Source organism: Flavobacterium hibernum, assembly GCF_000832125.1.
GTDB lineage: Bacteria > Bacteroidota > Bacteroidia > Flavobacteriales > Flavobacteriaceae > Flavobacterium > Flavobacterium hibernum.
The window spans coordinates 115,299-141,259 of the sequence record NZ_JPRK01000004.1 but is presented as its reverse complement, the minus strand read 5'-3'; the positions used below and the strand labels follow the sequence as shown (position 1 = coordinate 141,259).

Here is a 25,961-nt window from a genome sequence, read left to right as displayed (position 1 = left end):
TTTAATATCGATAAGTAATTCTTGCTTTTGACAAATCATAAGGACTCATTTCTAGTTTCACTTTATCACCAGGTAATAATTTGATGTAATGCATACGCATTTTACCAGAAATATGAGCAATTACGATATGTCCATTTTCTAACTCTACACGGAACATCGCATTTGATAATGCTTCAATGATTGATCCGTCTTGTTCTATTGCTGATTGTTTTGCCATAAATATATTAAGCTACCGCTTTTCTATTTTTACCAGTCTTCATTAAACCATCATAATGTTTGTTTAACAAGTATGAATTGATTTGTTGAATAGTATCTATTGCAACACCAACCATAATTATTAATGAGGTACCTCCAAAAAACATTGCCCAAGATTGTTGTACATCCATAATACTTACAACAATGGCTGGGAACACAGCAATCAAAGCAAGGAATAAAGATCCTGGGAAAGTTATTAAAGACATCACTTTATCTAAGAAGTCAGAAGTTTCAGCTCCCGGACGAATACCAGGAATAAAACCACCACTTCTTTTTAAATCATCGGCCATTTTGTTAGTAGGTACAGTGATCGCAGTATAGAAAAATGTAAACACAATAATTAAAGTTGCGAATACAAAATTATACCAAAAACCAAACATATTACTAAAAGCACCAACAATAGATTGTGATGTATCTGATTTAGACAATCCAGCTACAGCTGCAGGGATAAACATAATTGCTTGCGCAAAAATGATTGGCATAACTCCAGAAGCATTAAGCTTTAAAGGAATCCACTGTCTATTACCACCTGCCAAATCTTGCTCGTAATCACCTGTTGTCGTACGACGAGCGTATTGAACAGGAATTCTACGTACTGCCATTGTAAGCAATACACAAGAAATGATAACTAATAACCACACAATAATTTCAATAACTAATAACATTGGACCACCATTGTTATTGGTAACTCTAGAAGAGAACTCTTGCATAAATGCTTGAGGTAATCTTGCCAAAATACCAACCATAATCAATAATGAAATTCCATTTCCAATACCTTTATCCGTAATTTTCTCTCCAAGCCACATAGCAAAAATTGTACCTGTAACCAAAATAATAACAGAAGAGAATAAAAATTCAGGAGAATTAAAACCTAGTAAGAATGCACTACCAGGTAATGTTCTGTATAAATTATAGATATAAGTTGGACCTTGAACCAGTGTAATAGCTATAGTCAACCAACGAGTGATTTGATTAATCTTTTTTCTACCACTCTCTCCATCGTTTTGAAGCTTTTGCAAATAAGGAATCGCAATTCCCATTAACTGAACAACAATAGATGCAGAAATATAAGGCATAATACCTAAAGCAAAAACTGAAGCTTTAGAGAAAGCACCTCCTGTAAACATGTCCAGGATAGACCCTAAACCTTGTTTAGTTTGTCCCGCCAAACCTGTTAATTGAGTTGCGTCAATTCCAGGTAGCGTTACATGTGCACCAAAACGATATACTAAAAGCAATCCTAATGTAATTAAGATTCTATTTTTCAGTTCTTCGATTTTCCAAACATTACTTATTGATTCAATAAATTTCTTCATCTTAGTAGATAAGTTATATAGTTACAGCTTCTCCACCAGCAGCCTCAATAGCAGCTTTTGCAGTAGCAGTAAATTTGTGGGCAGTTACTTTTAATTTTGCTTTCAATTCTCCTCTACCTAAAATCTTAACGATTTCATTTTTGGTAGCTAGACGATTTGCTACGAAATCTGTCATAGAAACAGAATCAGTAATCACACCATTATCTACTAATAATTGAAGCGTATCTAAATTAACACCTTCGTATTCTTTACGATTGATGTTTGTGAAACCAAACTTAGGCACACGTCTTTGAAGTGGCATTTGCCCTCCCTCAAAACCAATCTTTTTAGAATAACCAGAACGAGATTTTGCTCCTTTGTGACCTCTTGCAGAAGTACCACCTTTTCCAGAACCTTCTCCTCTACCTAATCTTTTATTTTGATTGTGTGTTGACCCTTCAGCTGGTTGTAAGTTACTTAAATTCATAACAGTATTTGTTATTTAGCTTCTTCGACAGAAACTAAGTGTTTAACTTTGTTTATCATACCAAGGATAGCAGGATTTGAATCATGCTCTACAACTTGTCCCATTTTACGTAGACCTAAAGCTTCCAAACCTCTCTTTTGAGAAAGAGGACAGTTGATTTTGCTTCTTACTTGTTTTACTAATAATTTAGCCATAATTTCCTTGAATTAACCTTTAAAAACTTTTTCTAAAGAAACACCTCTTTGTTTTGCAACAGTATGAGCGCTTCTCATTTGTAATAAAGCATCAAAAGTTGCTTTCACTACGTTATGAGGATTTGATGATCCTTGAGATTTTGACAATACATCGTGAATACCAACTGATTCAAGAACTGAACGAACAGCTCCACCAGCAATAACTCCTGTACCATGAGAAGCAGGAATTAAGAAAACACGCGCACCACCAAATTTACCTTTTTGTTCGTGAGGAACTGATTGACCATTCAAAGGAATTTTTACTAAATTTTTCTTAGCATCTTCTACTGCTTTCGCAATTGCTTCAGAAACGTCTTTAGATTTTCCTAATCCATGACCAACTACTCCGTTTTCATCACCTACAACTACAATAGCAGAAAAACCGAAAGCTCTACCACCTTTTGTAACTTTAGTAACACGATTAACACTTACCAGACGATCTTTAAGTTCAAGACCACTTGGTTTTACCAATTCTACATTTTTGTATTTAGACATAATATATTAGAATTTAAGTCCAGCCGCTCTTGCGCCTTCTGCTAATGATTTAATACGACCGTGATACAAATATCCACCTCTATCAAAAGTGATGGTTTCGATCCCAGCTTTTAACGCTTTCTCTGCAACTAATTTTCCAACAGCAGCAGCGATTTCAACGTTAGTACCTTTTCCTATTTCTTTTTCTCTTGAAGATGCAGCTAATAAAGTAACTCCATTTACATCATCAATAATTTGAGCGTAAATTTCTTTGTTACTTCTAAATACAGATAGTCTTGGGTTAGTAGCAGTACCACTAATCGATTTTCTAATTCTGAATCTAATTCTCTGTCTTCTATCAGATTTTGTTAATGACATAATCTTATTTTTTAAGCTGATTTACCTGCTTTTCTTCTTAATACTTCACCCACAAATTTAACACCTTTTCCTTTATATGGCTCAGGCTTACGGAAACCTCTGATTTTCGCAGCAACCTGTCCTAAAAGTTGTTTGTCAAATGATGTTAATTTTACGATAGGGTTTTTACCTTTTTCAGATATTGTTTCTAAAGCTACTTCTGGAGCAATTTCTAAAACAATATTGTGAGAATATCCAAGTGCTAAATCTAACTTTTGACCTTGGTTTGAAGCTCTATAACCAACTCCAACTAATTCTAGTTCTTTTGTAAAACCTTCATTTACACCAACAATCATATTATTGATTAATGATCTGTATAATCCGTGTTTTGCTCTTTGGTCTTTATGATCAGACGATCTCTCTACTTGTACTTGATCGCCTTCAACTTTTACAGTTACGTCCGAAAACTCCTGAGTAAGTTGACCTTTTTTTCCTTTTACTGTAATAATACCGTCTTTAACTTCTACAGTTACGCCAGCAGGGACTACAATTGGGCTTTTACCTATTCTTGACATCTTATTTAGTCTTTAAAATTAGTATACGTAACAAATTACTTCACCACCTACATTTAATTGTTTCGCTTGTTTTCCAGTCATAAGACCTTTTGAAGTTGAAACAATAGCAATTCCTAATCCGTTAAGGATTCTTGGTAATTTGGCAGCACCTGCATATTTACGCAAACCAGGTTTACTAATTCTTTGGATATCTTTAATTACAGGCTCTTTAGTATCTTTATCATACTTCAAAGCAATTTTGATTGAACCCTGAACAGAGTTATCCTCAAATTTGTAACTTAAGATATAACCTTGATCAAATAAGATCTTAGTTATTTCTTTTTTTAGATTAGAAGCTGGAATTTCAACAACTTTGTGGTTTGCAGCCACAGCGTTACGAACTCTAGTCAAATAATCTGCAATAGGATCTGTATACATATGTATTTGATTGCGATTATGGTTTTCGGGAGACACTCGTCTCCCGAACCTTTAATCAATTAAAAATTATTTTTTGGTTTGCAAAAGTAATAACTTATTACGAGATTACCAAGACGCCTTTTTAACTCCAGGAATTAATCCATTATTAGCCATCTCACGGAAAGTTACACGTGAAATACCGAATTGACGGATATAACCTCTTGGTCTACCTGTTAATTTACAACGATTGTGTAAACGAACTGGTGAAGCATTTTTAGGTAATTTTTGTAAACCTTCGAAATCTCCAGCTTCTTTTAAAGCTTTTCTTTTCTCAGCATACTTAGCTACCGTTTTCTCTCTTTTCACCTCACGGGCTTTCATTGATTCTTTAGCCATGTCTTAATTCTTTTTAAAAGGTAATCCTAATTCAGCCAATAATGACTTTGCTTCCTTGTCTGTTTTTGCAGTAGTAACAAATGTAATATCCATTCCTGAAATTTTGTTTACTTTGTCAATATCAATTTCTGGGAAAATGATTTGCTCTAAAACTCCAAGATTGTAATTACCTCTTCCGTCGAAACCAGTAGCTTTGATACCACTAAAATCTCTAACGCGTGGCAAAGCAGAAGTAACAAGCCTATCTAAAAACTCATACATTCTTTCGCCACGTAAAGTAACTTTTGCTCCAATAGGCATCCCTTTTCTCAATTTAAAAGACGCAACGTCTTTCTTTGAAATTGTAGATACTGCTTTTTGTCCAGTGATCTTTGTTAACTCATCAACAGCATAGTCAATAAGTTTTTTATCAGATACAGCTGCACCAACTCCACGGCTCAAAACGATTTTTTCAAGTTTAGGAACTTGCATCACGTTTGTATATCCGAATTCTTCTTTAAGAGCAGAGATTACTCTACTCTTATATTCTTCTTTTAGTCTAGGTGTATATGCCATTACTATAGTACTTGATTAGATTTTTTTGAAAATCTTACTTTCTTATCTCCTTCTACTCTAATACCAACTCTAGTTGTTTCCTTAGTTTTAGGATCAATTAGTGAAATGTTAGATATTTGTATAGAAGCTTCTTTCTTAACGATACCACCTTGAGGGTTTTTAGCACTTGGTTTTGTATGTTTCGAAACCATGTTTACACCTTCAACTATCGCTTTATTTTTCTCACGGTAAACACGTAAAACTTTACCTTCAGCACCTTTATGGTCTCCAGCAATAACTCTTACGATATCTCCTGATTTTATTTTTAGCTTTATCATCTTAAAACGAATTAAAGCACTTCTGGTGCTAATGATACAATTTTCATGAATTGTTTTTCACGAAGTTCTCTTGCTACCGGACCAAAAACACGAGTTCCTCTCATTTCCCCTGCAGCGTTCAAAAGAACACATGCATTATCATCGAAACGGATATAAGAACCATCAGCTCTTCTCACTTCTTTTTTGGTACGTACAACAACTGCAGTTGAAACAGCTCCTTTTTTAACGTTACCGTTAGGAGTTGCATCTTTAATAGATACTACAATCTTGTCACCAACAGAGGCATACCTTCTTTTGGTACCTCCTAAAACACGGATAGTTAAAACTTCTTTTGCTCCCGTGTTATCTGCTACTTTTAGTCTTGATTCCTGTTGTACCATAATTATTTAGCTCTTTCTAAGATTTCAACTAATCTCCAACATTTTGTTTTACTTAAAGGACGCGTTTCGCTAATTCTTACAGTATCTCCAATGTTACAGTCGTTTGTTTCGTCGTGTGCAACGTATTTCTTTGTTTTCAACACGAACTTACCGTATAATGGGTGTTTTACTTTTCTTACTTCAGCAATAACAATAGACTTATCCATTTTATTTGAAGTAACAACACCTATTCTTTCTTTTCTTAAATTTCTTTTTTCTTCCATCTTTCAGCAGAATACAATTATTGTAACTCTCTTTTAGTTAACTCTGTAGCCAATCTTGCAACTGTTCTTCTTACACTTCTAATTTGAAGTGGGTTCTCAATTGGAGAAATAGCGTGAGCCATTTTTAGGTCAGCATATATTTTCTTAGTTTGACTAAGTTTTTCTTGCAACTCCGCTGCAGAAAGATCTTTTATTTCTGATTGTTTCATAATATAAATTTAATTATGCTTCGAAATCTCTAGCAACGACGAATTTAGTTTTTACTGGAAGCTTTTGAGCTGCAAGACGTAAAGCCTCTTTTGCAACTGATAAAGGAACTCCTCCAACTTCAAACATAATTCTTCCGGGTTTAACAACGGCAGCCCAATATTCAACGGCACCTTTACCTTTACCCATACGTACCTCAAGAGGCTTCTTAGTAATTGGTTTGTCTGGAAATATTTTGATCCATAATTGTCCCTCTCTCTTCATGAAACGAGTTGCAGCAATACGCGCAGCTTCGATTTGACGAGAAGTTAAGAACATTCCATCTTCATGTACAGATTTAATACCAAACATTCCATTAGAAAGTTCATGCCCTCTTTGAGAGTTACCTTTCATTTTACCTTTTTGTACCTTACGGTATTTTGTTCTTTTAGGCTGTAACATTTTTCTTTAGTTTAAAAATTTACTTTCTTTTACGAGCGTCTGGTTTACCACCTTTATTAAAAGGTTTTCTGTCTCCTCTCGGAGAATCTCCACCTTTACCACCACCAGTTCCAGATTGTTTTTTATCCATTCCTGCAAGTGGAGAAAGATCTCTCTTTCCATAAACTTCACCTTTCATGATCCATACTTTGATACCCATTCTACCGTAAGTAGTGTGAGCTTCAGCCAAAGCATAATCAATATCAGCTCTGAAAGTTGATAGAGGAATTCTACCTTCTTTGAAACCTTCTGAACGTGCCATTTCAGCACCATTCAAACGACCAGAAATCAAAACTTTAATACCTTCTGCATTCATACGCATAGAAGCTGCAATAGCCATCTTAATTGCACGTCTGTAAGAGATACGGCTTTCGATTTGACGAGCGATGCTTGTCGCCACAAGATAAGCATCTAACTCAGGTCTTTTAATTTCAAAGATATTGATTTGAACCTCTTTGTCAGTAACTTTCTTAAGTTCTTCTTTTAACTTGTCTACCTCTTGTCCACCTTTTCCGATAATAATACCAGGTCTAGCAGTAGTGATAGTAACGGTTACAAGTTTCAAAGTTCTCTCGATGATTACTTTTGATACACTAGCTTTTGATAAACGAGCGTGGATATACTTTCTGATTTTGTGATCTTCGGCAAGTTTATCACCGTAATCATTTCCACCATACCAGTTTGAGTCCCACCCTCTGATGATACCAAGTCTATTTCCAATTGGATTTGTCTTTTGTCCCATGCTGCTTAAGAATTGCTTTGTGTGTTATTGATAGCTCCAAGCACGATTGTAACGTGATTAGAACGTTTTCTTATTCTGTGTGCACGACCTTGTGGAGCTGGACGAAGTCTTTTCAACATCATTCCACCATCTACTCTGATCTCCTTAACAAATAATCCAGCTTCTTCTAAATTACCTTCACTATTTTTTTGCTCCCAGTTGTTGATTGCAGATAATAATAGTTTTTCTAATTTTCTTGAAGCCTCTTTAGAACTAAATCTTAAGATGTTAAGTGCTCTTTCTACCTTCTGACCTCTTACCAAGTCCGCTACTAAGCGCATTTTTCTAGGTGAAGTAGGGCAGTTATTCAATTTTGCGAAAGCAATAGACTTATTAGCCTCTTTTCTCGCATCTGCTGTTTCTCTTTTACGAACTCCCATTGCTTCTTATTTTTTACCTTTATTTTTTGCTCCAGCATGACCTCTAAAAGATCTAGTTGGTGAAAATTCTCCTAATTTGTGACCTACCATGTTTTCTGTTACGTAAACTGGTACAAATTGACGACCGTTATGAACTGCGATAGTTTGTCCAACGAAATCTGGAGTAATCATAGAAGCTCTAGACCAAGTCTTTACTACACTATTTTTACCACTTTCTACGTTTTCCTGAACTTTCTTGTCTAACTTATAATGAACGAAAGGTCCTTTTTTTAATGAACGTGCCATATCTTATTATTTCTTTCTACGTTCTACGATATACTTGTTACTCGGGTTTTTCTTAGAACGAGTTCTATAACCTTTTGCTGGTATTCCATTTCTTGAACGTGGATGTCCACCAGAAGAACGTCCTTCTCCACCACCCATTGGGTGATCAACAGGGTTCATTGCAACAGGTCTTGTTCTAGGTCTTCTTCCTAACCATCTTGTTCTACCAGCTTTTCCTGATACAACTAATTGGTGATCTGAATTAGAAACAGCTCCAATTGTAGCCGAACAAGTTAACAAGATTAATCTTGTTTCACCAGATGGCATTTTAATTGTAGCATATTTTCCATCTCTTGCCATTAATTGAGCAAATGTACCAGCTGAACGAGCGATTACCGCACCTTGACCTGGACGTAACTCAATACAAGAGATAACAGTTCCTAAAGGAATTCTGCTTAAAGGCAATGTATTACCAATTTCAGGTTGAGATTCTGGACCAGAAACTAATTTCTGACCAACTTTCAATCCGTTTTGAGCAATTACATAAGTTTTCTCTCCATCAGCATAAGCTAATAAAGCGATAAATGCAGTACGATTTGGATCGTATTCGATTGATTTCACAGTAGCCGGAATTCCGTCTTTAGTTCTTTTGAAATCAATAATACGATATCTCTGCTTGTGACCACCACCCGTATAACGCATGGTCATCTTTCCTTGACTATTTCTACCTCCAGAGTTTTTTATCGGCGCTATCAAAGAGCGTTCCGGCTTATCAGTTGTAATGGCGTCATAACCATTCACAACTCTAAATCGCTGACCTGGGGTAATAGGTTTTAATTTTCTTACTGACATTTTTCTATCTTAGATATTGTTGTAAAAATCAATTGTTTCTCCTTCTTGTACTTGAACAATCGCTTTCTTAATTGCATTTGTCTTTCCACTGATCAAACCACTTTTAGTGTATTTTGTAGTTCTATCCGGTCTTACGTTCATAGTGTTAACTGAAACGATAGTTACTCCATAAGCAGCTTCAACAGCTTTCTTAATTTGCACTTTGTTTGCTTTTTTGTCAACAACGAATCCAAAGCGGTTTAAAACTTCACTTTCTTTGGTTACTTTTTCTGTTACTATAGGTCTAATTATGATGCTCATATTCCTATTATTTACTTAAATTTTCTTCAATTAACTCCAAAGAACCTTCTAAAAGCACTAAATTGTTAGTGTTTAAAATAGCGTAAGTGCTTAATTCTGAGCTAGTTACGACATTTGAAGCCTTTAAATTGCGTGACGACAAATATACATTTTTATTCGACTCACCCAACACAAATAGAGATTTTTTATTATCTAACCCTAAAGCTTTCAAAACGTTAATGAAATTTTTAGTGTTTGGAGTTTCAAAATTAAAATCTTCAAGAACGATAATATTTGACTCTTTTGCTTTGATTGAGAAAGCTGATTTTCTTGCCAATCTTTTCAAGCTTTTATTCAATTTAAATGAATAACTTCTTGGTCTTGGTCCGAAAATTGTTCCACCACCTTTAAACAATGGATTCTTAATACTTCCCGCACGAGCAGTACCTGTTCCTTTTTGTTTCTTAATCTTACGTGTACTTCCTGTCACTTCAGCTCTTTCTTTAGCCTTGTGAGTTCCTTGTCTTTGATTAGCAAGATATTGCTTAACATCAAGGTATACAGCGTGATTGTTTGGCTCAATTGCGAATACTGAATCAGAAAGTTGAACTTTTCTACCAGTATCTTTTCCGTTGAAATCTAATACTTTTACTTCCATTACTTCTGAATGATTACATAAGAGTTTTTATGTCCAGGAACACATCCTTTAATAACAAGTAGGTTCTTTTCAGCAACTACTTTTAAAACTCTAAGGTTTTGAACTTTTACATTGTCTCCTCCCATTCTTCCAGCCATACGCATTCCTTTGAATACTCTAGATGGATAAGAAGAAGCTCCCACAGAACCTGGCGCTCTTAAACGGTTGTGTTGACCGTGAGTTGCTTGTCCAACACCACCAAATCCGTGACGTTTAACAACCCCTTGAAAACCTTTACCTTTAGACACACCTTGTACATCTACAAATTCTCCTTCAGCAAAAATAGAAACATCAATAAGATCTCCTAATTTTTGTTCAGTTGCAAAATCTTGAAATTCAACGACTTTTTTCTTAGCAACAGTTCCAGCTTTTTTAAAGTGACCTAAAGCCGCTTTAGTGGAATGTTTCTCGTTCTTGTCATCGAAACCAAGTTGCAACGCTTCGTACCCGTCAACACCTTTGGTTCTGACTTGGGTAACAACACACGGCCCAGCCTCGATTACTGTACAAGGAATGTTTTTCCCGTTTTCGTCGAAAATACTAGTCATGCCGATTTTTTTACCAATTAACCCAGACATAAATATTAATTATTAATTACTAAAATTCCCTTCAATTTGAAAATAACAGAAATTTCCAAACAGGGAGTGCAAAAGTATACATTAAAATTGAATATACCAAACAGTTAGAAAAATTAAATAGCTCATTATCAAAATCAAAGAACCAATTCCACATGTATCAACATTCTTTTTCTTCAAAAAAATAATTTTTCATCTTCATAACTTAAAAGAAACATTCTCTTGATATTTACATAATTTGATAAAGAAAAAATCCTGCAACAGCCTAAAACAAAGACATTTCAATCAAAACACAAATAATTAAGGACAGTCGATATTTCAGAAAAAAAACAACAAGAAAAAACTTTTTCGCATAAAAAAAGCGAAACATTTCTGTCTCGCTTTTTTTTTATAAAATATAATAAAAAATTATACTTTTATCTCTACTTCAACTCCACTTGGCAATTCAAGTTTCATTAATGCATCAATAGTTTTAGATGAAGATGAATAAATATCAATCAATCTCTTGTATGACATTACTTCAAATTGCTCTCTCGCTTTTTTGTTAACGTGCGGAGAACGTAATACAGTGAAAAGTTTTTTGTGAGTTGGCAACGGAATTGGACCTGTTACAACTGCTCCAGTAGTTTTTACTGTTTTTACAATCTTTTCAGCAGACTTATCTACCAACATGTGATCGTAAGATTTTAGTTTTATTCTGATTTTTTGACTCATTTTCTTAAGAATTAAGCGTTACCTTTTGCTTTTTTAATTACCGCTTCTGAAATATTAGAAGGCGTTTCTGCATAGTGAGAAAACTCCATTGTTGAAGTAGCTCTACCAGAAGATAATGTTCTTAATGTTGTTACATATCCAAACATTTCTGATAATGGCACATCAGCTTTAATAGTTTTAGCACCATTTCTGTCACCCATGTCATTAACCTGACCTCTACGACGGTTGATATCACCTACGATATCTCCCATGTTTTCTTCAGGAGTAATAACCTCCATTTTCATGATAGGCTCAAGAATAACCGCTCCAGCAGCTTTAGCAACTTCTCTATAACCCATTCTAGCAGCTAACTCAAAAGAAAGAGCATCTGAATCGACAGGGTGGAAAGATCCGTCCGTTAAAGTTACTTTCAAACTATCAACTTGGTATCCTGCTAAAGGACCAGTTTTCATAGCTTCACGGAAACCTTTCTCTACAGATGGAATATATTCCTTAGGAACGTTACCACCTTTTACAGCATTAATAAATTGCAATCCTACAGGAACTTTACCATCAACTTCATCAGCTGGCTCAAGTGTAAATACGATATCACCGAATTTACCACGACCTCCTGATTGTTTTTTGTATGTCTCTCTGTGCGTAGCACTTCTTGTAAACGCTTCTTTATATTCAACTTGAGGCTCACCTTGGTTCACTTCAACTTTAAACTCACGCTTCATACGATCAATCAAGATATCCAAGTGAAGCTCACCCATACCTGAAATAATAGTTTGCCCAGAAGCCTCATCTGTTCTAACAGTAAACGTTGGATCCTCTTCAGCTAATTTAGCTAAAGCCATACCCATTTTATCTACGTCAGCCTTAGTTTTAGGCTCAATAGCAATACCAATTACTGGTGCAGGGAATTTCATTGACTCAAGAATAATTGGGTGTTTTTCATCACACATTGTATCCCCAGTCTTGATATCTTTAAATCCAACTGCCGCTCCAATATCTCCTGCCTCGATATACTCGATTGGGTTTTGTTTATTAGCATGCATTTGGTAGATACGAGAAATTCTTTCTTTGTTTCCAGAACGAGTGTTCAAAATATATGAACCAGCATCCAAACGACCTGAATAAGCACGGAAGAAAGCTAAACGACCAACATAAGGATCTGTAGCAATCTTAAATGCTAAAGCAGCGAATGGCTCTTTTACATCTGGACGACGAAGAATTTTCGTTTGATCTTCTTCTAACAACTCAGCATCATCAGGATGAATACCTTCGATACCTTCCTTATCCATTGGAGATGGTAAATACTTACAAACAGCATCTAACATAAATTGAACTCCTTTATTTTTAAAAGAAGAACCAGCAAGCATAGGAATGATTGCCATATCAATAGTAGCAGCTCTTAATGCATTATTAATTTCTTCTTCTGTAATAGAGTTTTCATCTTCCATGAATTTCTCTAATAGATTTTCATCATAATCAGCAACTGCTTCAATAAGAATAGATCTATACTCTTTTACCTCTGCAATCATATCCTCAGGAATAGCCACGATATCAAAAGTAGCTCCTTGAGTTTCATCATGCCAAATAATAGCCTGATTCTTCACTAAGTCAACCACACCTTTGAAATCATTCTCTTCACCAATTGGCAAAGTGATCGCAACTGCATTAGATTTCAACATATCTCTAACTTGTTGACATACATTCAAAAAGTTAGAACCTTGTCTATCCATTTTATTAACGAATCCCATACGAGGCACTCTATATTGATCAGCTAATCTCCAGTTAGTTTCTGACTGAGGTTCAACACCATCAACAGCACTAAACAAGAAAACCAACCCATCAAGCACACGTAAAGAACGATTTACCTCTACAGTAAAATCAACGTGTCCAGGAGTATCAATAATATTAAAGTGATAAGGTAATGTTTCTGGCAAAACTTTCCCTTGTTCAGTAGGAAAATTCCACTCACAAGTAGTTGCTGCAGAAGTAATTGTAATACCTCTTTCAGCTTCCTGCTCCATCCAGTCCATCGTAGAAGCACCATTGTGTACCTCTCCAATTTTATGTGTTTTACCAGTATAAAAAAGGATACGCTCTGTTGTTGTTGTTTTACCAGCATCAATATGAGCAGCAATTCCAATATTTCTTGTATATTTTAAATCTCTAGCCATTTCTTATGAATTAAAATCTAAAGTGTGAGAATGCTTTATTTGCTTCAGCCATTTTATGAGTATCCATTCTCTTTTTAACAGCAGCACCTTCTTCTTTAGCCGCAGCTAAACATTCTGAAGCTAACCTTTGAGCCATAGATTTTTCATTTCTTCTTCTAGAATAAAGTATTAACCACTTCATTGCCATAGAAATTTTTCTGTCTGGTCTAATTTGCATTGGAATTTGAAATGTAGCTCCACCAACTCTACGACTACGTACTTCTACGTGAGGCATAACATTAGTTAAAGCATCTTTCCAGATCTCTAATGATGATTTTTCCGAATCTTGTTTTTTAGACTCAATGATGTCAATTGCATCATAAAATACTTTGAAAGCTGTAGATTTTTTACCGTCCCACATTAAGTTGTTCACAAAACGCGTTACCAATTGATCGTTAAACCTTGGATCTGGTAAAAGTGGTCTTTTCTTTGCCGCTCTTTTTCTCATGTCTTTTTCTTAAAAGTTTAAATTACTTTTTTGCTTCTTTTGGGCGTTTAGCACCGTACTTAGATCTTCTTTGCGTTCTTCCTGCAACTCCTGACGTGTCAAGCGCTCCACGAACGATATGATATCTAACACCTGGTAAATCTTTTACCCTTCCGCCTCTAACTAATACTATCGAGTGCTCTTGTAAATTGTGTCCTTCTCCAGGGATGTAAGCATTCACTTCATTACCATTTGTCAAACGTACACGCGCAACTTTACGCATTGCAGAGTTTGGTTTTTTTGGTGTAGTAGTGTAAACACGCGTACAAACCCCTCTTCTTTGAGGACAAGAATCTAAAGCAACCGATTTACTCTTCTTAGTTATCTGAGTTCTTCCTGTTCTTACTAATTGTTGAATTGTTGGCATAATTAATACTAAAAATTTATTATGTATATTTAATTCCCGCTTTTTACGGGGTTGCAAATGTATAAAATATTTTTCACTATACAAACGTTAATTCATTAATTTTCAACAACATTATTTATACTTATGATTTTACAAACAAACAATAGATATTTGCAATACTTTTAATTAATGAAACACCTGCTTTTGAAACGATATCTATACATATTCTTTTTTCTACTCAGCATCTCTGGCTATGCTCAAAATTTCCATCTTAATATAAGTAGCACAACCGAACGCGAAAACAAAATATTAGATTCTTTAAATTACAAAACGACTCACAAAAACATAAAATCGATTTACGACGAAACAAACAACATTTCTGCAAGACTCAACAAAATTGGCTTTATAAACAACAAAATACTTAAAACTGAACAACTGAACGACAGCACATACAACTCAACAATACTACTAAACGAATTAATCAAAGAAGTACATATATATATAGGTATAAATAATTATACTTTTTACACAGAAAACAAAAACCAAGACACCATCATCATTCCTTACACTGAAATTGAAAATTTTCTAAATCAACAAATAATTAATGCAGAAAAAACAGGGTACGCATTAAGCAAAATTAAGCTAGACAATATAAAGAGTAAGAATTCAATAATTTTTGCAGATCTCAAGTTTAAATCAGAAAAAAAACGCGTTGTAAATTCAATTATTTTAAGCCAAGCAAATCCTAACGAAAAAGACTACTTCCCTAAAGGACACCTAAAACAATTAAACAAAAAATATCTAGACAAAACTTTTAACCAAGAAGTCATTAAAGAGCTATATGATGACATAAACACTTTTGAATTTATATCTCAAACAAAATACCCTCAAATACTTTTTACAAATGACTCTACTAAAATTTACACTTACATAGAAAAAAGAAAAACAAACACTTTTGATGGCTACATAGGATTTTCAAACGATGAAAATAAAAAAACCACCCTCAACGGGTACCTAGACATCTCCCTAATCAATACACTCCATGCTGGCGAGCAATTTTCTTTATACTGGAAAAGCGATGGGAATCAACAAAAAACCTTTAACACAAAAATAGAAATACCTTATATTTTTAAATCCCCACTTGGACTAAAAGCACAATTAAACATCTTTAAACAGGATAGTACTTTTCAAAATACCAAAACATCAATAGACCTTGGATATTACCTTAACTATAACTCAAAAATATATTTAGGATACCAATCAACTGAATCAAGCGATATTCAAAACACAAACAATTCCTCAATAAGCGATTATAAAAATTCATACATAACTTCAACTTTTGAATACAAAAAAATCGACCACTTAAACAACTTGTCTCCCAAAAAAGCCAATCTAAATCTAACAATCGGATACGGCAAAAGAAACACAAACGACGAACCAGAAACAGCAATACCAAGTCAGCAGCTTTATTTAAACACAAACCTTTCTTACAATTTTGAGTTAAACAAGAAAAATTTCATCTTTTTAAATTCCCAGAATCTTTACCTAAAAAGCAAAAACTATATCACTAATGAATTATTTAGATTTGGAGGACTTAACTCAATTAGAGGCTTCGCCGAAAATAGCCTTCAGGGTAATTTCGCCTCAATGATTCTTACAGAATACAGATATGCCATTTCAAACAACCTATATATAAATTCCATTTTAGATTACGCAATTTATCAGGATCAGACAAACATATCAAATCCTAAAAAAATTAACAATTTAACAGGAATAGGAATAGGAACAACAATCCAAACACCAAACGGATTACTAAGAATTAATCTCAGCAATGGCGGCTCAAACATTCAAGAATTGCAATTATTTAACACTATCGTTAATATATGTTATAATGTTAAATTTTAACTCATGACGGAAAAACTTTAAATTATCATTAGGAAAGTTAACAAATTATTAAGAGTTTTGTTGAACTAATTCAAAATATTTAAAAATGAAACTAAAGTTCAATGGATTCTTAGCACTACTACTAGTGCTAATGGCGCAACTAACTTTTGCGCAAGAAAGAGCCGTTACAGGTACAGTTTCCGACAATGCAGGAATGCCCTTGCCAGGCGTAAGTGTATTAGTTAAGGGAACAAAATCTGGCACTCAAACAGATTTTGATGGGAAATTTTCTATCAAAGCATCAACAAACCAAATTTTGGTTTTTAGCTACATTGGAATGAAAACCCAAGAGGTAGCCGCAAACTCATCACTAATCAATGTAAAACTTGGTGATGCAGCACAGGAACTCGAAGGCGTTGTCGTTACAACGGCCCTTGGAGTTAAAAGAGAGAAAAAATCTTTAGGATATTCATCTCAATTAGTTACAGCTGAACAAGTAAACAGCTCTCCAACAAACAACTTCCTAAACAACTTATCAGGAAAAGTTGCCGGTTTGGAAGTTAAGACAAATTCTAACTTTGGAGGATCAACAAACATTGTACTAAGAGGTGTAAAAAGTATCACTGGTAACAACCAGGCCTTAATTGTTATTGACGGTGTTGCAGTTAGTAACGCAAATTTAAATGATACAGATTCACAAAACGGGAAACAAGGTTTTGACTTTGGTAACGCCGCATCTGATATTGACCCAAACAACATCGAAACAATTAACGTTCTTAAAGGCGCAGCTGCAACAGCTCTTTATGGTAGCCAAGCATCAAACGGGGCAATTATGATTACTACTAAAAAAGGAAAAAAGAATACCGCTTTAGGAGTATCCGTTAGCTCAACGGTATCTGTTGGAGCTATTGACAAAAGCACTATGCCAAGATACCAAACTCAATACGGTGAAGGATATGCTGGGGAAGACAGTAGTTATTCATCACCTGGCCTTTTTGGGGATCCAAATGCATTAGTGTCTTCAACAGGGGACGATGCTTCTTATGGAAACAAGTTCGACCCTAGCATCATGGTATACCAATGGAACGCATTTGTACTAGGAAACCCAAACTACGGAAAAGCAACTCCTTGGGTAGCAGCAAAAAACAACCCTACTTCATTTTTCCAAAAATCGACCACTTACACAAATAACGTAAATTTAAGTGGTGGTGATGACAAAGGATCATACAATCTTGGATTCACAAACATTAATAATACCGGTGTATTACCAAACAGTTTATTAAACAAAAACTCTCTTAACGGTAGCTTCTCAAGAAACTTATCCGACAGACTAACATCAACTGCGTTTTTTACTCTTACCGACCAAAATACAACTGGTAGAAATAATACTGGTTATGGAGACAACTTTATTGGAGGTTTCAGACAATGGTGGGCAACGAACGTTGACATGAAAGAATTAGAAAGAGAATACAACAGAAGTGGTCAAAATATTACTTGGAACATGACTGATCCAACAAACGGTAATTTAGCCGCCAATTTCTGGAACAATCCTTACTTTGATAGATACCAAAACTACGAGCAAGATTCCAGAACAAGATTTTTAGCCGGAACAAGCTTATCTTACGACATAGCTAAAGACTTTACCGTTTTAGGTCGCGCAACTATCGACTACTCTAACGATCAGCAAGAATTAAGAAAAGCTGTAGGTAGCCACGCTGAAACATTTGGAATTAGTGGAGCCAATGACAGCTCAGGCTACTCTATATACAAAAGAGATTTCATGCAACAAACTTACGACTTCATTGCTACGTACAATTTTCACCTAAATGATGATATTGGAGCAAAAGCATTAGGAGGATACACATTCTTAAGATCAGATGCCTACTCGATTCAATCTTCAACAACAGGAGGTTTAGCATCTCCAGGCTTATACACTTTAGAAAACTCAAATGTATTCTTACCTGCAAGAGAATCTCAAATTACTTATGAAAAATCTGGTTTGTATGCACAATTATCTTTAGACTACAAGAAAACATTATTCTTAGAAGGGTCTTTTAGAAATGACAAAAGTACAGCCCTTCCAACAGAAAACAGCAATTACAACTACTACTCTATTGGATCAAGTTTAATTTTTTCTGAATTATTACACCAAGATTGGTTATCATTAGGAAAAGTAAGAATTAACTATGCTCAAGTTGGTAATGACCCAGCAGCTGGTAGATTAGGAGCTAAAGTAAATAATTATGGAATCGATGGAAATCCTCTTTTCGGAAACAGCCCTACTTATTTAGATTTTGCTAATTTAAAACCGGAGACTCAAAAAGCTTGGGAAGCAGGTTTAGAGATGACAATGTTCAAAAACAGATTAAGCTTCGATTTGTCTTTATACAAAACAAATACAGAAGACCAAATCTTCAACGTACCACAATCAACTTCTACAGGTGTAAACTACTCAACTGTTAACGCTGGAGACATAGAAAACAAAGGTATTGAATTAGCCTTATCAGGAAAAGTAGTTAAAACAGATAATTTCTCATGGGATCTTGGTATCAACTGGTCAACTAACAAAAACACCGTAAAATCTTTAAACCAAGGAAGAGACAACTTATTATTAGCAGATTTTCAAGGAGGAGCATCACTTAATGCAACTGTCGGACAATCATACGGAGCTTTAAGAGGAACTGACTATACTTATGACACTAAAGGAAATAGAGTGGTTGATGAAGACGGGTTTTACGTATTAGAATCAAACAAAGTTATTGGTAATACTCAAGCAAAATGGATTGGCGGTGTATCTAATAGATTTGCTTACAAAAACATCGCATTCAGCTTCTTGATTGATGTTAAAAAAGGTGGAGATATTTTCTCTCTGGATCAAGCTTACGGACAAGAAACAGGAATCTACGATCTAGGATTAAATGACTTAGGAAACTCAGTAAGAAATCCTTTAACTGGAGGAAACGATAGCGGTGGTGTTATTTTACCTGGAGTAAAAGAAGACGGAACACCAAATACAACTAGAATAGATGCTTCAACATCAGGAACAGGTACTGCTTTCAGTTCAGACTCAAACCCAACAAAAGCTTATATATATGATGGCTCATTTGTTAAATTGAGAGAAGTAGCACTTACCTACACAGTTCCATCACAAATATTAGATAAACTAAAACTTAAAGGGTTATCTTTTAGTGTAATTGGAAACAACCTTTGGATCATTCAAAAAAACCTTCCATACGCTGACCCTGAAGCAGGTTCATCAGCAGGAAACATACAAGGATTTCAATCAGGAGTTATGCCAGCAACAAAAGTATACTCATTTAATGTAAAACTTAACTTCTAGTCAAAATGAAAAAGATATTTCTATCAATAGTAACACTAACCGTCCTAACTCTATCGAGTTGTGTTAGTGACAATGAGAATTTTAATGATGACTCAAAAAAAGCTTATGACGCTTCGGCAGAATCATTACTAACAAATGCTCAAAAAGAATTAACAGATCAATTAACAACTCCAAGTGTAAACAATAACCCACTTCGTTATTATGTACAATATTGGGCTGCTACATTGTACACAGCAGAGTCAAGATACAACTTAATAAATAGAACAATTCCAGATACCCACTGGACTAAATTATATCAAGATGTTCTAGGAAATCTTCAAACTTCTGAAGAAGTTTTAAGCAAAGAAACAAAACCTGCTACAGTATCAGACAGCGATTGGGCAAAGCAACAGCAAAACAAAGTTGCAATACTAGAAGTTTTAAGAGTATATACTTATCAAATTTTGGTTGATACCTTTGGAGATGTTCCTTACACAGAATCATTACAAAACCCAAAAATCATTTTACCTAAGTATGACAATGATACTGAAATCTATCCAAAATTAATTACTCGTTTGAACGCTGCTATCGCTAAATTAGATACAAGCGGAAAAAGTTTTAATACAGGTGATTTAGTTTACAAAGGAGATGTTGCAAGTTGGAAAATATTTGCCAATTCATTAAAACTAAAACTAGGAACCAACCTTGCAGACATTAGCCCAGCTTTAGCTAAAACCACTATCGAAGAAGCTTATAATGCAGGAGTTTTATTAAAAAACCTTGAAAATGCATTATTTGTATACGCTTCGTTTGCCCCGAACTACAATCCTATTTTCGACAACTTGATCGCTAGTCAAAGAAATGATTTCGTTCCTGCAACAACAATAATTGACAGAATGAACTCAACATCAGATCCAAGAAGACCAATTTTCTTCACACCAATGGCTGATGGTTCATACAAAGGAGGAATACCTGGAGCCCAAAACGCTCTTCCATATGAATCCACATATTCTCACGTTGGTGATGCAATCAAAAAACCAGCAGCACCAGGTGTTTTACTAGAAGCATTTGAAGTTAATTTCTACTTAGCTGAAGCCGCCGCAAGAGGATATGCTGTAGGAAACACTCCAGAATATTATTACAAGAAAGCCATTACTTTATCTTGTGAATTCTGGGGAGTAACTCCAGAGGACACAAATACTTATTTAACTAATCCTCAGGTAGCTTATACTACAGCAGCCACAACACCAATAGCAGGTTTCCCAGGAACTGGTACAGGAACATGGCAAGAAAAAATTGGCTACCAAGAATGGATTGCTTTATATAATAGAAGTTTCCAATCCTGGACCGCATACAGAAGGCTAGATTTTCCAATCTTGATATCTCATCCAAGATCTGTAGCTGCTTCAGAAGGAAAAGTACCTGTTAGATGGACTTATCCAAGCGAGGAACAAACTGTTAATGGTACAAACTGGCAAGCTGCTTCTACAGCAATTGGCGGAGACAAATTAACAATACACATTTTTTGGGATAAATTTTAATTCGAAAAGCATAAAATTTTAAAACCATCGGCTCGACCGATGGTTTTTTTTTGCTTAAACTTCACAAAAAGCCGTAAAAACATAAAAAAAACAAAACTTTTTGGCTCGCAAAGTGTTATTTTTCACAGCAAAACCAGTCCAAATGTTAAAATATCGTTACTTGGATGTAAAAAAGAAGAACTTTAACTAGGAACATTAACAAATAATTAGGATTTTTGCGATACTAATTCAAAACATTTAAAAATGAAACTAAAATTCAATGGTTTTATAGTACTATTATTAGTGCTAATGGCGCAGATCACATTTGCGCAAGAAAGAGTTGTTTCAGGAATTGTTTCTGATAATACAGGAATGCCTATCCCAGGTGTTAGTGTATTAGTAAAAGGAACAAAGACAGGAACACAAACAGATTTTGACGGAAAGTATTCTATTAAAGCTTCTCCAAGTCAAATTTTGGTCTTTACTTACATTGGGATGAAAGCAAAAGAAGAACCTGCTACATCTACAACTGTTAATGCTAAACTAGCAGGAGACGCACTAGAACTTGAAGGAGTTGTAGTTGTTGCCTTCGGAACTCAAAAAAAATCTGAGATCACTGGAGCAGTTACAAAAATTGATGCAAAAGCTTTGGAGAACACTCAAGCTTCAAATGCAATTCAATCTTTAACTGGTAAAGTTGCCGGTGTACAAATTCAAGCAAACTCAGGGCAACCAGGAGATCCTCCTCAAGTAAGATTTAGAGGTATTGGATCATTATCATCTTCTAACGCACCTTTATACGTTGTTGATGGTATTCCTTACAATGGCGACATTAACGCAATTGCAACTCAAGATATTGAATCTATCAGTTTCTTGAAAGATGCATCTTCAAATGCTTTATACGGAAGTAGAGGAGCAAATGGTGTAATCATTGTTACAACTAAAAAAGGTAAAAAAGGACAATTAAGAGTAACTTACGAAACTAAAATCGGGGTTAACTCAAGAGCTGTACCTGAGTACGACATGATTAAAGATCCAGGAGAATACTACGAAACTGTTTATAGCAGAATTAAAAGTGGTTTAATCTTCGGAGGACAAACTGCAGCTAATGCATCTACAATTGCAGCTAACACATTAATTAAAGGAGATTCTTATTCATTAGGATACAACAACTATAATGTAGCTAACAACCAAGTAATAAACACAGCTACTGGAAAAATTAATTCAAATGCTAGTTTATTATATCATGATGATTGGGCTAAAGAATTATTTAGAGATGCAACAAGAACTGAACATTTCTTAAGCTTATCTAGCAGTACTGACAACCTAAGTTCTTACTTATCTGTTGGATACTTAAAAGATAACGGTTACACAATCAACTCAGACTTTAAACGTGCAACGGTTAGAGCAAACGTAGATTACAACGTAAACAGCAAAATTAAAGTTGGAGCTAACTTAAACTATGCTAACACAGATCAAAATGCTCCAATTTCTCAAGTAAGCTCTTCAACATATAGTAACTTATTTGGCTGGTCTAGAAACATTGCTCCTATTTATACTATCTGGCAAAGAGATGCTGCAGGAAATTTTGTAACTAATACTGACGGAAGCAGAATTTATGAGTTTAACAAAAGCGGAGTTCGTCCTTATGGAGGAAATTTAAATCCATATGCGACTACTTTATTAAACACAAACTTAAACCAAGAAAATAAATTTGGTGCAAGAGGTTATGTTTCTATTGATTTCTTAAAAAACTTCAACTTCAGATACAACCTTGGATATGATTTATTATCTGGATATTACTTAAACGGAACTACTGGAGAAGGTGGTGACGATATGGGAGTAGGTGGTAGAATTGGTACTGCTACTTCTAATGATTACACGATCACTAACCAACAATTATTGTCTTGGAAAAAATCATTCGGAAACCACACTTTGGATATCCTTGTTGGTCACGAATCATCTGATTTTACATCAAAAATGTTAGCAGGACAAAAAAGTGGAGTTGTTATTCCTGGTTTACCAGTATTAAGCAACGCAACTAAATATAACTATGTAGATGGTTATAATGATTTATACAACGTTGAAGGATACTTCTCAAGAGTAAACTATAGCTACAAAGACAAATATTTTGTTAATGGAAGTTTCAGAAGAGATGGATCTTCAGTATTCTCTCCAGATAACAGATGGGGTAATTTCTACGGTTTTGGAGCTGCATGGTCAGTTGCAAAAGAATCTTTCTTCCCTAAATCTAAAGTTGTAACTGACTTAAGAATTAAAGGAAGTTACGGAGAGCAAGGAAATGATAACATTTTCTATCCTTCAGGTACACAAATTAGCCACCGTAGTTATTTTGGTTCAGCAAGAAATTACTATGCTTACCAAAATCAATACGAAATTGTACCAGATGCTGACGGAAACGCAACAGTTCTACAAGTTTACACTGGAAACAAAGACATCAAATGGGAGGTTTCAAAAAACATGAACCTTGGATTCGAAATCGAATTATTCAACAGAGTTAACATTGAAGCTGAATATTTCGAAAGAAAAGTAAGTGATTTAATTTACAACAGACCTCTTTCTCCTTCTACAGGAACAAACTTTGTTAGTGAAAACATTGGAGATATGGCTAACAAAGGAATTGAGATCAACCTTGGTATTGATGTAATCAAAACTGAAGATGTTGACTTTAATATCTGGGCAAACGGAACTCATTACAAAAATGAGATCACTGCTTTACCAAATTCATTTGTATCAGGGGGTATCTTCCGTTTCCAAGTTGGAGCTCCTGCATATGCTTACTACTTAAGAGAGTTTGCAGGTGTTGATAAAACTAACGGAAATTCTTTATGGTACATGGATCAAAAAGATGCATCAGGAGCTGTAACTGGTAGAACAACTACTAGCGTTTACGGAAGTGCAACTCAATACATAAACAAAAAGAATGCAAATCCAGATGTATATGGAGGTTTTGGAACTGTAGTTCGTTACAAAAACTTAACATTACAAGCTAGTCTTGCTTACCAATTTGGAGGATATATGTACGATAACGTTTACCAAAGCGCAATGTACTCTGGTTCAGACAATATTGGACAAAACTACCACAAAGATGTTGAAAAAGCTTGGACTGTAGACAATCCAAACTCTGATGTCCCTAGAATTGATCACGTTTCTACTTTACAAATGGCAGCTTCTGATTATTTCTTAATTAAATCAGACTACATAAGTATACAAGATGTTTCTTTATCTTACGATTTTAAAAACAGTAAACTTCAAGATCTTGGTATTTCATCTACTAAATTCAGCTTAATGGGAAGTAATTTAGCATTATGGTCAGAAAGAAAAGGAATGGATCCTAGATTGAGTAACTTAGGTTCTAGATCAAACAATGGTCAATCTTTGAATGTATATGGAGTTATGAAAACTATCTCATTTGGTTTAACAGTAAATTTTTAAGAACATGAAAAAATTATTAATATTAACAATGTCCTTGTTGATCCTTACAGGTTGCTCAAAAGATTTTCTTGACACACAACCGGAATCAACAATCAATGACGAACAACTTGGAACGTCTGCTGCGGCAAACAAAGCAATTATCGCAGGGATTTATTCAGCTTTAAGATCTTACGGTCTATCTATCGCTGGTAACCACGAAGATTACGGTCACAAATCTATTCTTTCTGCAACAGATTTGATGTCTAATGATGAGTTAATGACAAAATCTAGCTGGTATGGTTCTTTCTATAACTACCTAGCAAGAACACAAACCAACTCAAGATCAAAATTAGCATGGAGTATGTACTATCCTCAAATTAAAGTTGCTAACACTGTTATTGGCGCTATTCCAGCTGATACTGACGATGCAAGTTTAAAATCATTAAGAGGACAAGCTTTAGCTTTAAGAGGTTATTTCTACTTTATGTTAGCTCGTATGTACGGACCTACTTATGTAGGAAATGAAGCAAAATTATGTGTTCCTCTTTACACTGAAGTTTCATTACAAGGTAAAGCTAGAGCTACAGTAAGCGAAGTTTACACTCAAATCGAAAAAGATTTAAATGAAGCGGTTGTATTACTTAACGGTTTTACACGTGCAAACAAAGATGGATTAGACCAATCTGTAGCTCAAGCATTTTTAGCTGATGTTTACTTAGAAATGGGAAAATATCCACAAGCAGCTGATTTTGCTCATAAAGCAAAACAAAACTACACTTTGCTTAACCAAGCAGATTGGAACACTGGATTCTATGATATCACTACTGGTAATGAAACAATGTGGGGAGCAACAATTACATCTGCTCAAAGTACATTCGTTGCAAGTTTCTTTAGTCATTTCGACAATACAAATGATTCAGGATACGCTGGAGGTTTAGGAATCTACAAAAACATCGATTTAAGACTGTACAATAGCATTCCTGCTACTGACTACAGAAAGAAAGCTTTCGTAGCTCCAACTGGAAATCCACTTTACCCTGCATTACCTGCATTCGCAAATACAAAATTCAGAGATCCAACAGTTGATTCTGGAGATTACATCTACTTAAGATCAGCTTCTTTATACTATATTGAAGCAGAAGCTTTAGCAAAATCAGGAAATGAAGGTGCAGCAAAACAACTTTTGTATGACATAACAATTACAAGAGATCCAGCTTATGTATTATCTACAAAAACTGGTGCAGCTTTAATATCTGAAATCATTCTTCAAAAAAGAATTGAATTATGGGGAGAAGGTTACGCATGGTTTGACATGAAACGTTTAGGAGTTGCTCTTGTAAGAACTTACACAGGAACAAACCACCCAGCTTTCGGAAGATTAGACTACGCTGGAGGAGCTAAGGAATTTACATTCCAAGTACCGCAAGCAGAAGTTGATGCTAATCCATTAATCGTACAAAGCGCACTATAATCTAATAGTGATCAATTTATACATTAAACCACTCTGTTCATTCAGAGTGGTTTTTTTTTATATCAACATTATACCTATAT

At 34.9% G+C, this 25,961-nt stretch carries 31 protein-coding genes; 5 read left to right on the top strand and 26 right to left on the bottom strand.

Annotated features, from left to right (window positions below; genetic code table 11):
* Position 1: 1 nt before the first annotated feature.
* From infA to rpsL, 26 genes are all read right to left on the bottom strand, one after another.
* Complete coding sequence (gene infA, locus IW18_RS03925; protein ID WP_007136545.1) at positions 2 to 217, bottom strand: translation initiation factor IF-1; 216 nt, start codon at positions 215 to 217, stop codon at positions 2 to 4.
* A gap of 7 nt (positions 218 to 224) precedes the next feature.
* On the bottom strand, positions 225 to 1,571 hold the full coding sequence (gene secY / locus IW18_RS03920) for a preprotein translocase subunit SecY (protein WP_041516266.1): 1,347 nt from the start codon (positions 1,569 to 1,571) through the stop codon (positions 225 to 227).
* Between the two features lie 13 nt (positions 1,572 to 1,584).
* Positions 1,585 to 2,037, bottom strand: a complete 453-nt coding sequence (rplO, locus tag IW18_RS03915) for a 50S ribosomal protein L15 (protein ID WP_017495009.1) — start codon at positions 2,035 to 2,037, stop codon at positions 1,585 to 1,587.
* An 11-nt stretch (positions 2,038 to 2,048) separates the two neighbouring features.
* On the bottom strand, positions 2,049 to 2,231 hold the full coding sequence (rpmD, locus tag IW18_RS03910) for a 50S ribosomal protein L30 (RefSeq protein WP_017495010.1): 183 nt from the start codon (positions 2,229 to 2,231) through the stop codon (positions 2,049 to 2,051).
* Positions 2,232 to 2,243: 12 nt separating this feature from the next.
* On the bottom strand, positions 2,244 to 2,768 hold the full coding sequence (gene rpsE, locus IW18_RS03905) for a 30S ribosomal protein S5 (protein WP_085950926.1): 525 nt from the start codon (positions 2,766 to 2,768) through the stop codon (positions 2,244 to 2,246).
* A 3-nt stretch (positions 2,769 to 2,771) separates the two neighbouring features.
* Positions 2,772 to 3,122: a 50S ribosomal protein L18 gene (gene rplR / locus IW18_RS03900; RefSeq protein WP_041516265.1), complete on the bottom strand. Its 351-nt coding sequence runs from the start codon at positions 3,120 to 3,122 to the stop codon at positions 2,772 to 2,774.
* An 11-nt stretch (positions 3,123 to 3,133) separates the two neighbouring features.
* Positions 3,134 to 3,676, bottom strand: coding sequence for a 50S ribosomal protein L6 (gene rplF, locus IW18_RS03895; RefSeq protein ID WP_041516264.1), 543 nt, complete (start codon positions 3,674 to 3,676; stop codon positions 3,134 to 3,136).
* Between the two features lie 18 nt (positions 3,677 to 3,694).
* Entirely contained in the window at positions 3,695 to 4,093 is a 399-nt protein-coding gene (rpsH, locus tag IW18_RS03890; protein ID WP_017495014.1) for a 30S ribosomal protein S8, read from the bottom strand.
* Between the two features lie 105 nt (positions 4,094 to 4,198).
* Positions 4,199 to 4,468 (bottom strand): 30S ribosomal protein S14, encoded by a 270-nt coding sequence (gene rpsN / locus IW18_RS03885; RefSeq protein WP_007803655.1) that lies wholly within the window; start codon positions 4,466 to 4,468, stop codon positions 4,199 to 4,201.
* Between the two features lie 3 nt (positions 4,469 to 4,471).
* Positions 4,472 to 5,023, bottom strand: a complete 552-nt coding sequence (gene rplE, locus IW18_RS03880) for a 50S ribosomal protein L5 (protein ID WP_007803652.1) — start codon at positions 5,021 to 5,023, stop codon at positions 4,472 to 4,474.
* A 2-nt stretch (positions 5,024 to 5,025) separates the two neighbouring features.
* Positions 5,026 to 5,340, bottom strand: coding sequence for a 50S ribosomal protein L24 (gene rplX / locus IW18_RS03875; protein ID WP_007803650.1), 315 nt, complete (start codon positions 5,338 to 5,340; stop codon positions 5,026 to 5,028).
* A gap of 11 nt (positions 5,341 to 5,351) precedes the next feature.
* Positions 5,352 to 5,720: a 50S ribosomal protein L14 gene (gene rplN, locus IW18_RS03870; RefSeq protein WP_007803649.1), complete on the bottom strand. Its 369-nt coding sequence runs from the start codon at positions 5,718 to 5,720 to the stop codon at positions 5,352 to 5,354.
* A gap of 2 nt (positions 5,721 to 5,722) precedes the next feature.
* The gene (gene rpsQ, locus IW18_RS03865) at positions 5,723 to 5,983 is read right to left on the bottom strand and encodes a 30S ribosomal protein S17 (RefSeq protein ID WP_007803646.1); all 261 of its coding nucleotides are present in this window, start codon (positions 5,981 to 5,983) and stop codon (positions 5,723 to 5,725) included.
* 17 nt (positions 5,984 to 6,000) lie between these two features.
* Positions 6,001 to 6,192, bottom strand: a complete 192-nt coding sequence (gene rpmC / locus IW18_RS03860; RefSeq protein ID WP_007803639.1) for a 50S ribosomal protein L29 — start codon at positions 6,190 to 6,192, stop codon at positions 6,001 to 6,003.
* A gap of 13 nt (positions 6,193 to 6,205) precedes the next feature.
* Positions 6,206 to 6,631 (bottom strand): 50S ribosomal protein L16, encoded by a 426-nt coding sequence (gene rplP / locus IW18_RS03855; RefSeq protein ID WP_007803637.1) that lies wholly within the window; start codon positions 6,629 to 6,631, stop codon positions 6,206 to 6,208.
* Positions 6,632 to 6,650: 19 nt separating this feature from the next.
* Positions 6,651 to 7,412 carry a 30S ribosomal protein S3 gene (gene rpsC / locus IW18_RS03850; RefSeq protein ID WP_007803635.1) on the bottom strand — a complete coding sequence of 254 codons (762 nt, stop codon included), beginning with the start codon at positions 7,410 to 7,412 and terminating at the stop codon, positions 6,651 to 6,653.
* A 5-nt stretch (positions 7,413 to 7,417) separates the two neighbouring features.
* Entirely contained in the window at positions 7,418 to 7,831 is a 414-nt protein-coding gene (gene rplV, locus IW18_RS03845; protein WP_007803631.1) for a 50S ribosomal protein L22, read from the bottom strand.
* 6 nt (positions 7,832 to 7,837) lie between these two features.
* Complete coding sequence (rpsS, locus tag IW18_RS03840) at positions 7,838 to 8,116, bottom strand: 30S ribosomal protein S19 (RefSeq protein WP_012022488.1); 279 nt, start codon at positions 8,114 to 8,116, stop codon at positions 7,838 to 7,840.
* 6 nt (positions 8,117 to 8,122) lie between these two features.
* Positions 8,123 to 8,947 (bottom strand): 50S ribosomal protein L2, encoded by an 825-nt coding sequence (gene rplB, locus IW18_RS03835; protein ID WP_007803623.1) that lies wholly within the window; start codon positions 8,945 to 8,947, stop codon positions 8,123 to 8,125.
* A gap of 9 nt (positions 8,948 to 8,956) precedes the next feature.
* Entirely contained in the window at positions 8,957 to 9,247 is a 291-nt protein-coding gene (gene rplW, locus IW18_RS03830; protein WP_017495018.1) for a 50S ribosomal protein L23, read from the bottom strand.
* Between the two features lie 7 nt (positions 9,248 to 9,254).
* Positions 9,255 to 9,884, bottom strand: coding sequence for a 50S ribosomal protein L4 (gene rplD / locus IW18_RS03825; protein ID WP_041516263.1), 630 nt, complete (start codon positions 9,882 to 9,884; stop codon positions 9,255 to 9,257).
* Positions 9,884 to 10,501, bottom strand: coding sequence for a 50S ribosomal protein L3 (gene rplC / locus IW18_RS03820; RefSeq protein ID WP_007803612.1), 618 nt, complete (start codon positions 10,499 to 10,501; stop codon positions 9,884 to 9,886). Before rplC ends, rplD begins: the two co-directional genes overlap by 1 nt.
* 405 nt (positions 10,502 to 10,906) lie before the next feature.
* Positions 10,907 to 11,212 carry a 30S ribosomal protein S10 gene (rpsJ, locus tag IW18_RS03815; protein ID WP_007803605.1) on the bottom strand — a complete coding sequence of 102 codons (306 nt, stop codon included), beginning with the start codon at positions 11,210 to 11,212 and terminating at the stop codon, positions 10,907 to 10,909.
* 11 nt (positions 11,213 to 11,223) lie between these two features.
* Positions 11,224 to 13,380 carry an elongation factor G gene (gene fusA, locus IW18_RS03810; protein WP_041516262.1) on the bottom strand — a complete coding sequence of 719 codons (2,157 nt, stop codon included), beginning with the start codon at positions 13,378 to 13,380 and terminating at the stop codon, positions 11,224 to 11,226.
* A 10-nt stretch (positions 13,381 to 13,390) separates the two neighbouring features.
* On the bottom strand, positions 13,391 to 13,867 hold the full coding sequence (gene rpsG / locus IW18_RS03805; protein WP_007803600.1) for a 30S ribosomal protein S7: 477 nt from the start codon (positions 13,865 to 13,867) through the stop codon (positions 13,391 to 13,393).
* A 22-nt stretch (positions 13,868 to 13,889) separates the two neighbouring features.
* Complete coding sequence (gene rpsL / locus IW18_RS03800) at positions 13,890 to 14,273, bottom strand: 30S ribosomal protein S12 (RefSeq protein WP_007136570.1); 384 nt, start codon at positions 14,271 to 14,273, stop codon at positions 13,890 to 13,892.
* Between the two features lie 183 nt (positions 14,274 to 14,456).
* Between rpsL and IW18_RS03795 the strand changes: the two genes are divergently transcribed.
* From IW18_RS03795 to IW18_RS03775, 5 genes are all read left to right on the top strand, one after another.
* A complete protein-coding gene (locus IW18_RS03795; protein ID WP_316931567.1) occupies positions 14,457 to 16,157 on the top strand; it encodes a BamA/TamA family outer membrane protein in 1,701 nt (566 codons plus the stop codon).
* A gap of 85 nt (positions 16,158 to 16,242) precedes the next feature.
* Positions 16,243 to 19,476 (top strand): SusC/RagA family TonB-linked outer membrane protein, encoded by a 3,234-nt coding sequence (locus tag IW18_RS03790; RefSeq protein ID WP_041516260.1) that lies wholly within the window; start codon positions 16,243 to 16,245, stop codon positions 19,474 to 19,476.
* Positions 19,477 to 19,481: 5 nt separating this feature from the next.
* Positions 19,482 to 20,996, top strand: a complete 1,515-nt coding sequence (locus IW18_RS03785; RefSeq protein ID WP_041516259.1) for a SusD/RagB family nutrient-binding outer membrane lipoprotein — start codon at positions 19,482 to 19,484, stop codon at positions 20,994 to 20,996.
* 243 nt (positions 20,997 to 21,239) lie between these two features.
* Positions 21,240 to 24,431, top strand: coding sequence for a SusC/RagA family TonB-linked outer membrane protein (locus IW18_RS03780; RefSeq protein ID WP_041516258.1), 3,192 nt, complete (start codon positions 21,240 to 21,242; stop codon positions 24,429 to 24,431).
* Between the two features lie 4 nt (positions 24,432 to 24,435).
* The gene (locus IW18_RS03775) at positions 24,436 to 25,881 is read left to right on the top strand and encodes a RagB/SusD family nutrient uptake outer membrane protein (RefSeq protein ID WP_041516257.1); all 1,446 of its coding nucleotides are present in this window, start codon (positions 24,436 to 24,438) and stop codon (positions 25,879 to 25,881) included.
* Positions 25,882 to 25,961: the final 80 nt, after the last annotated feature.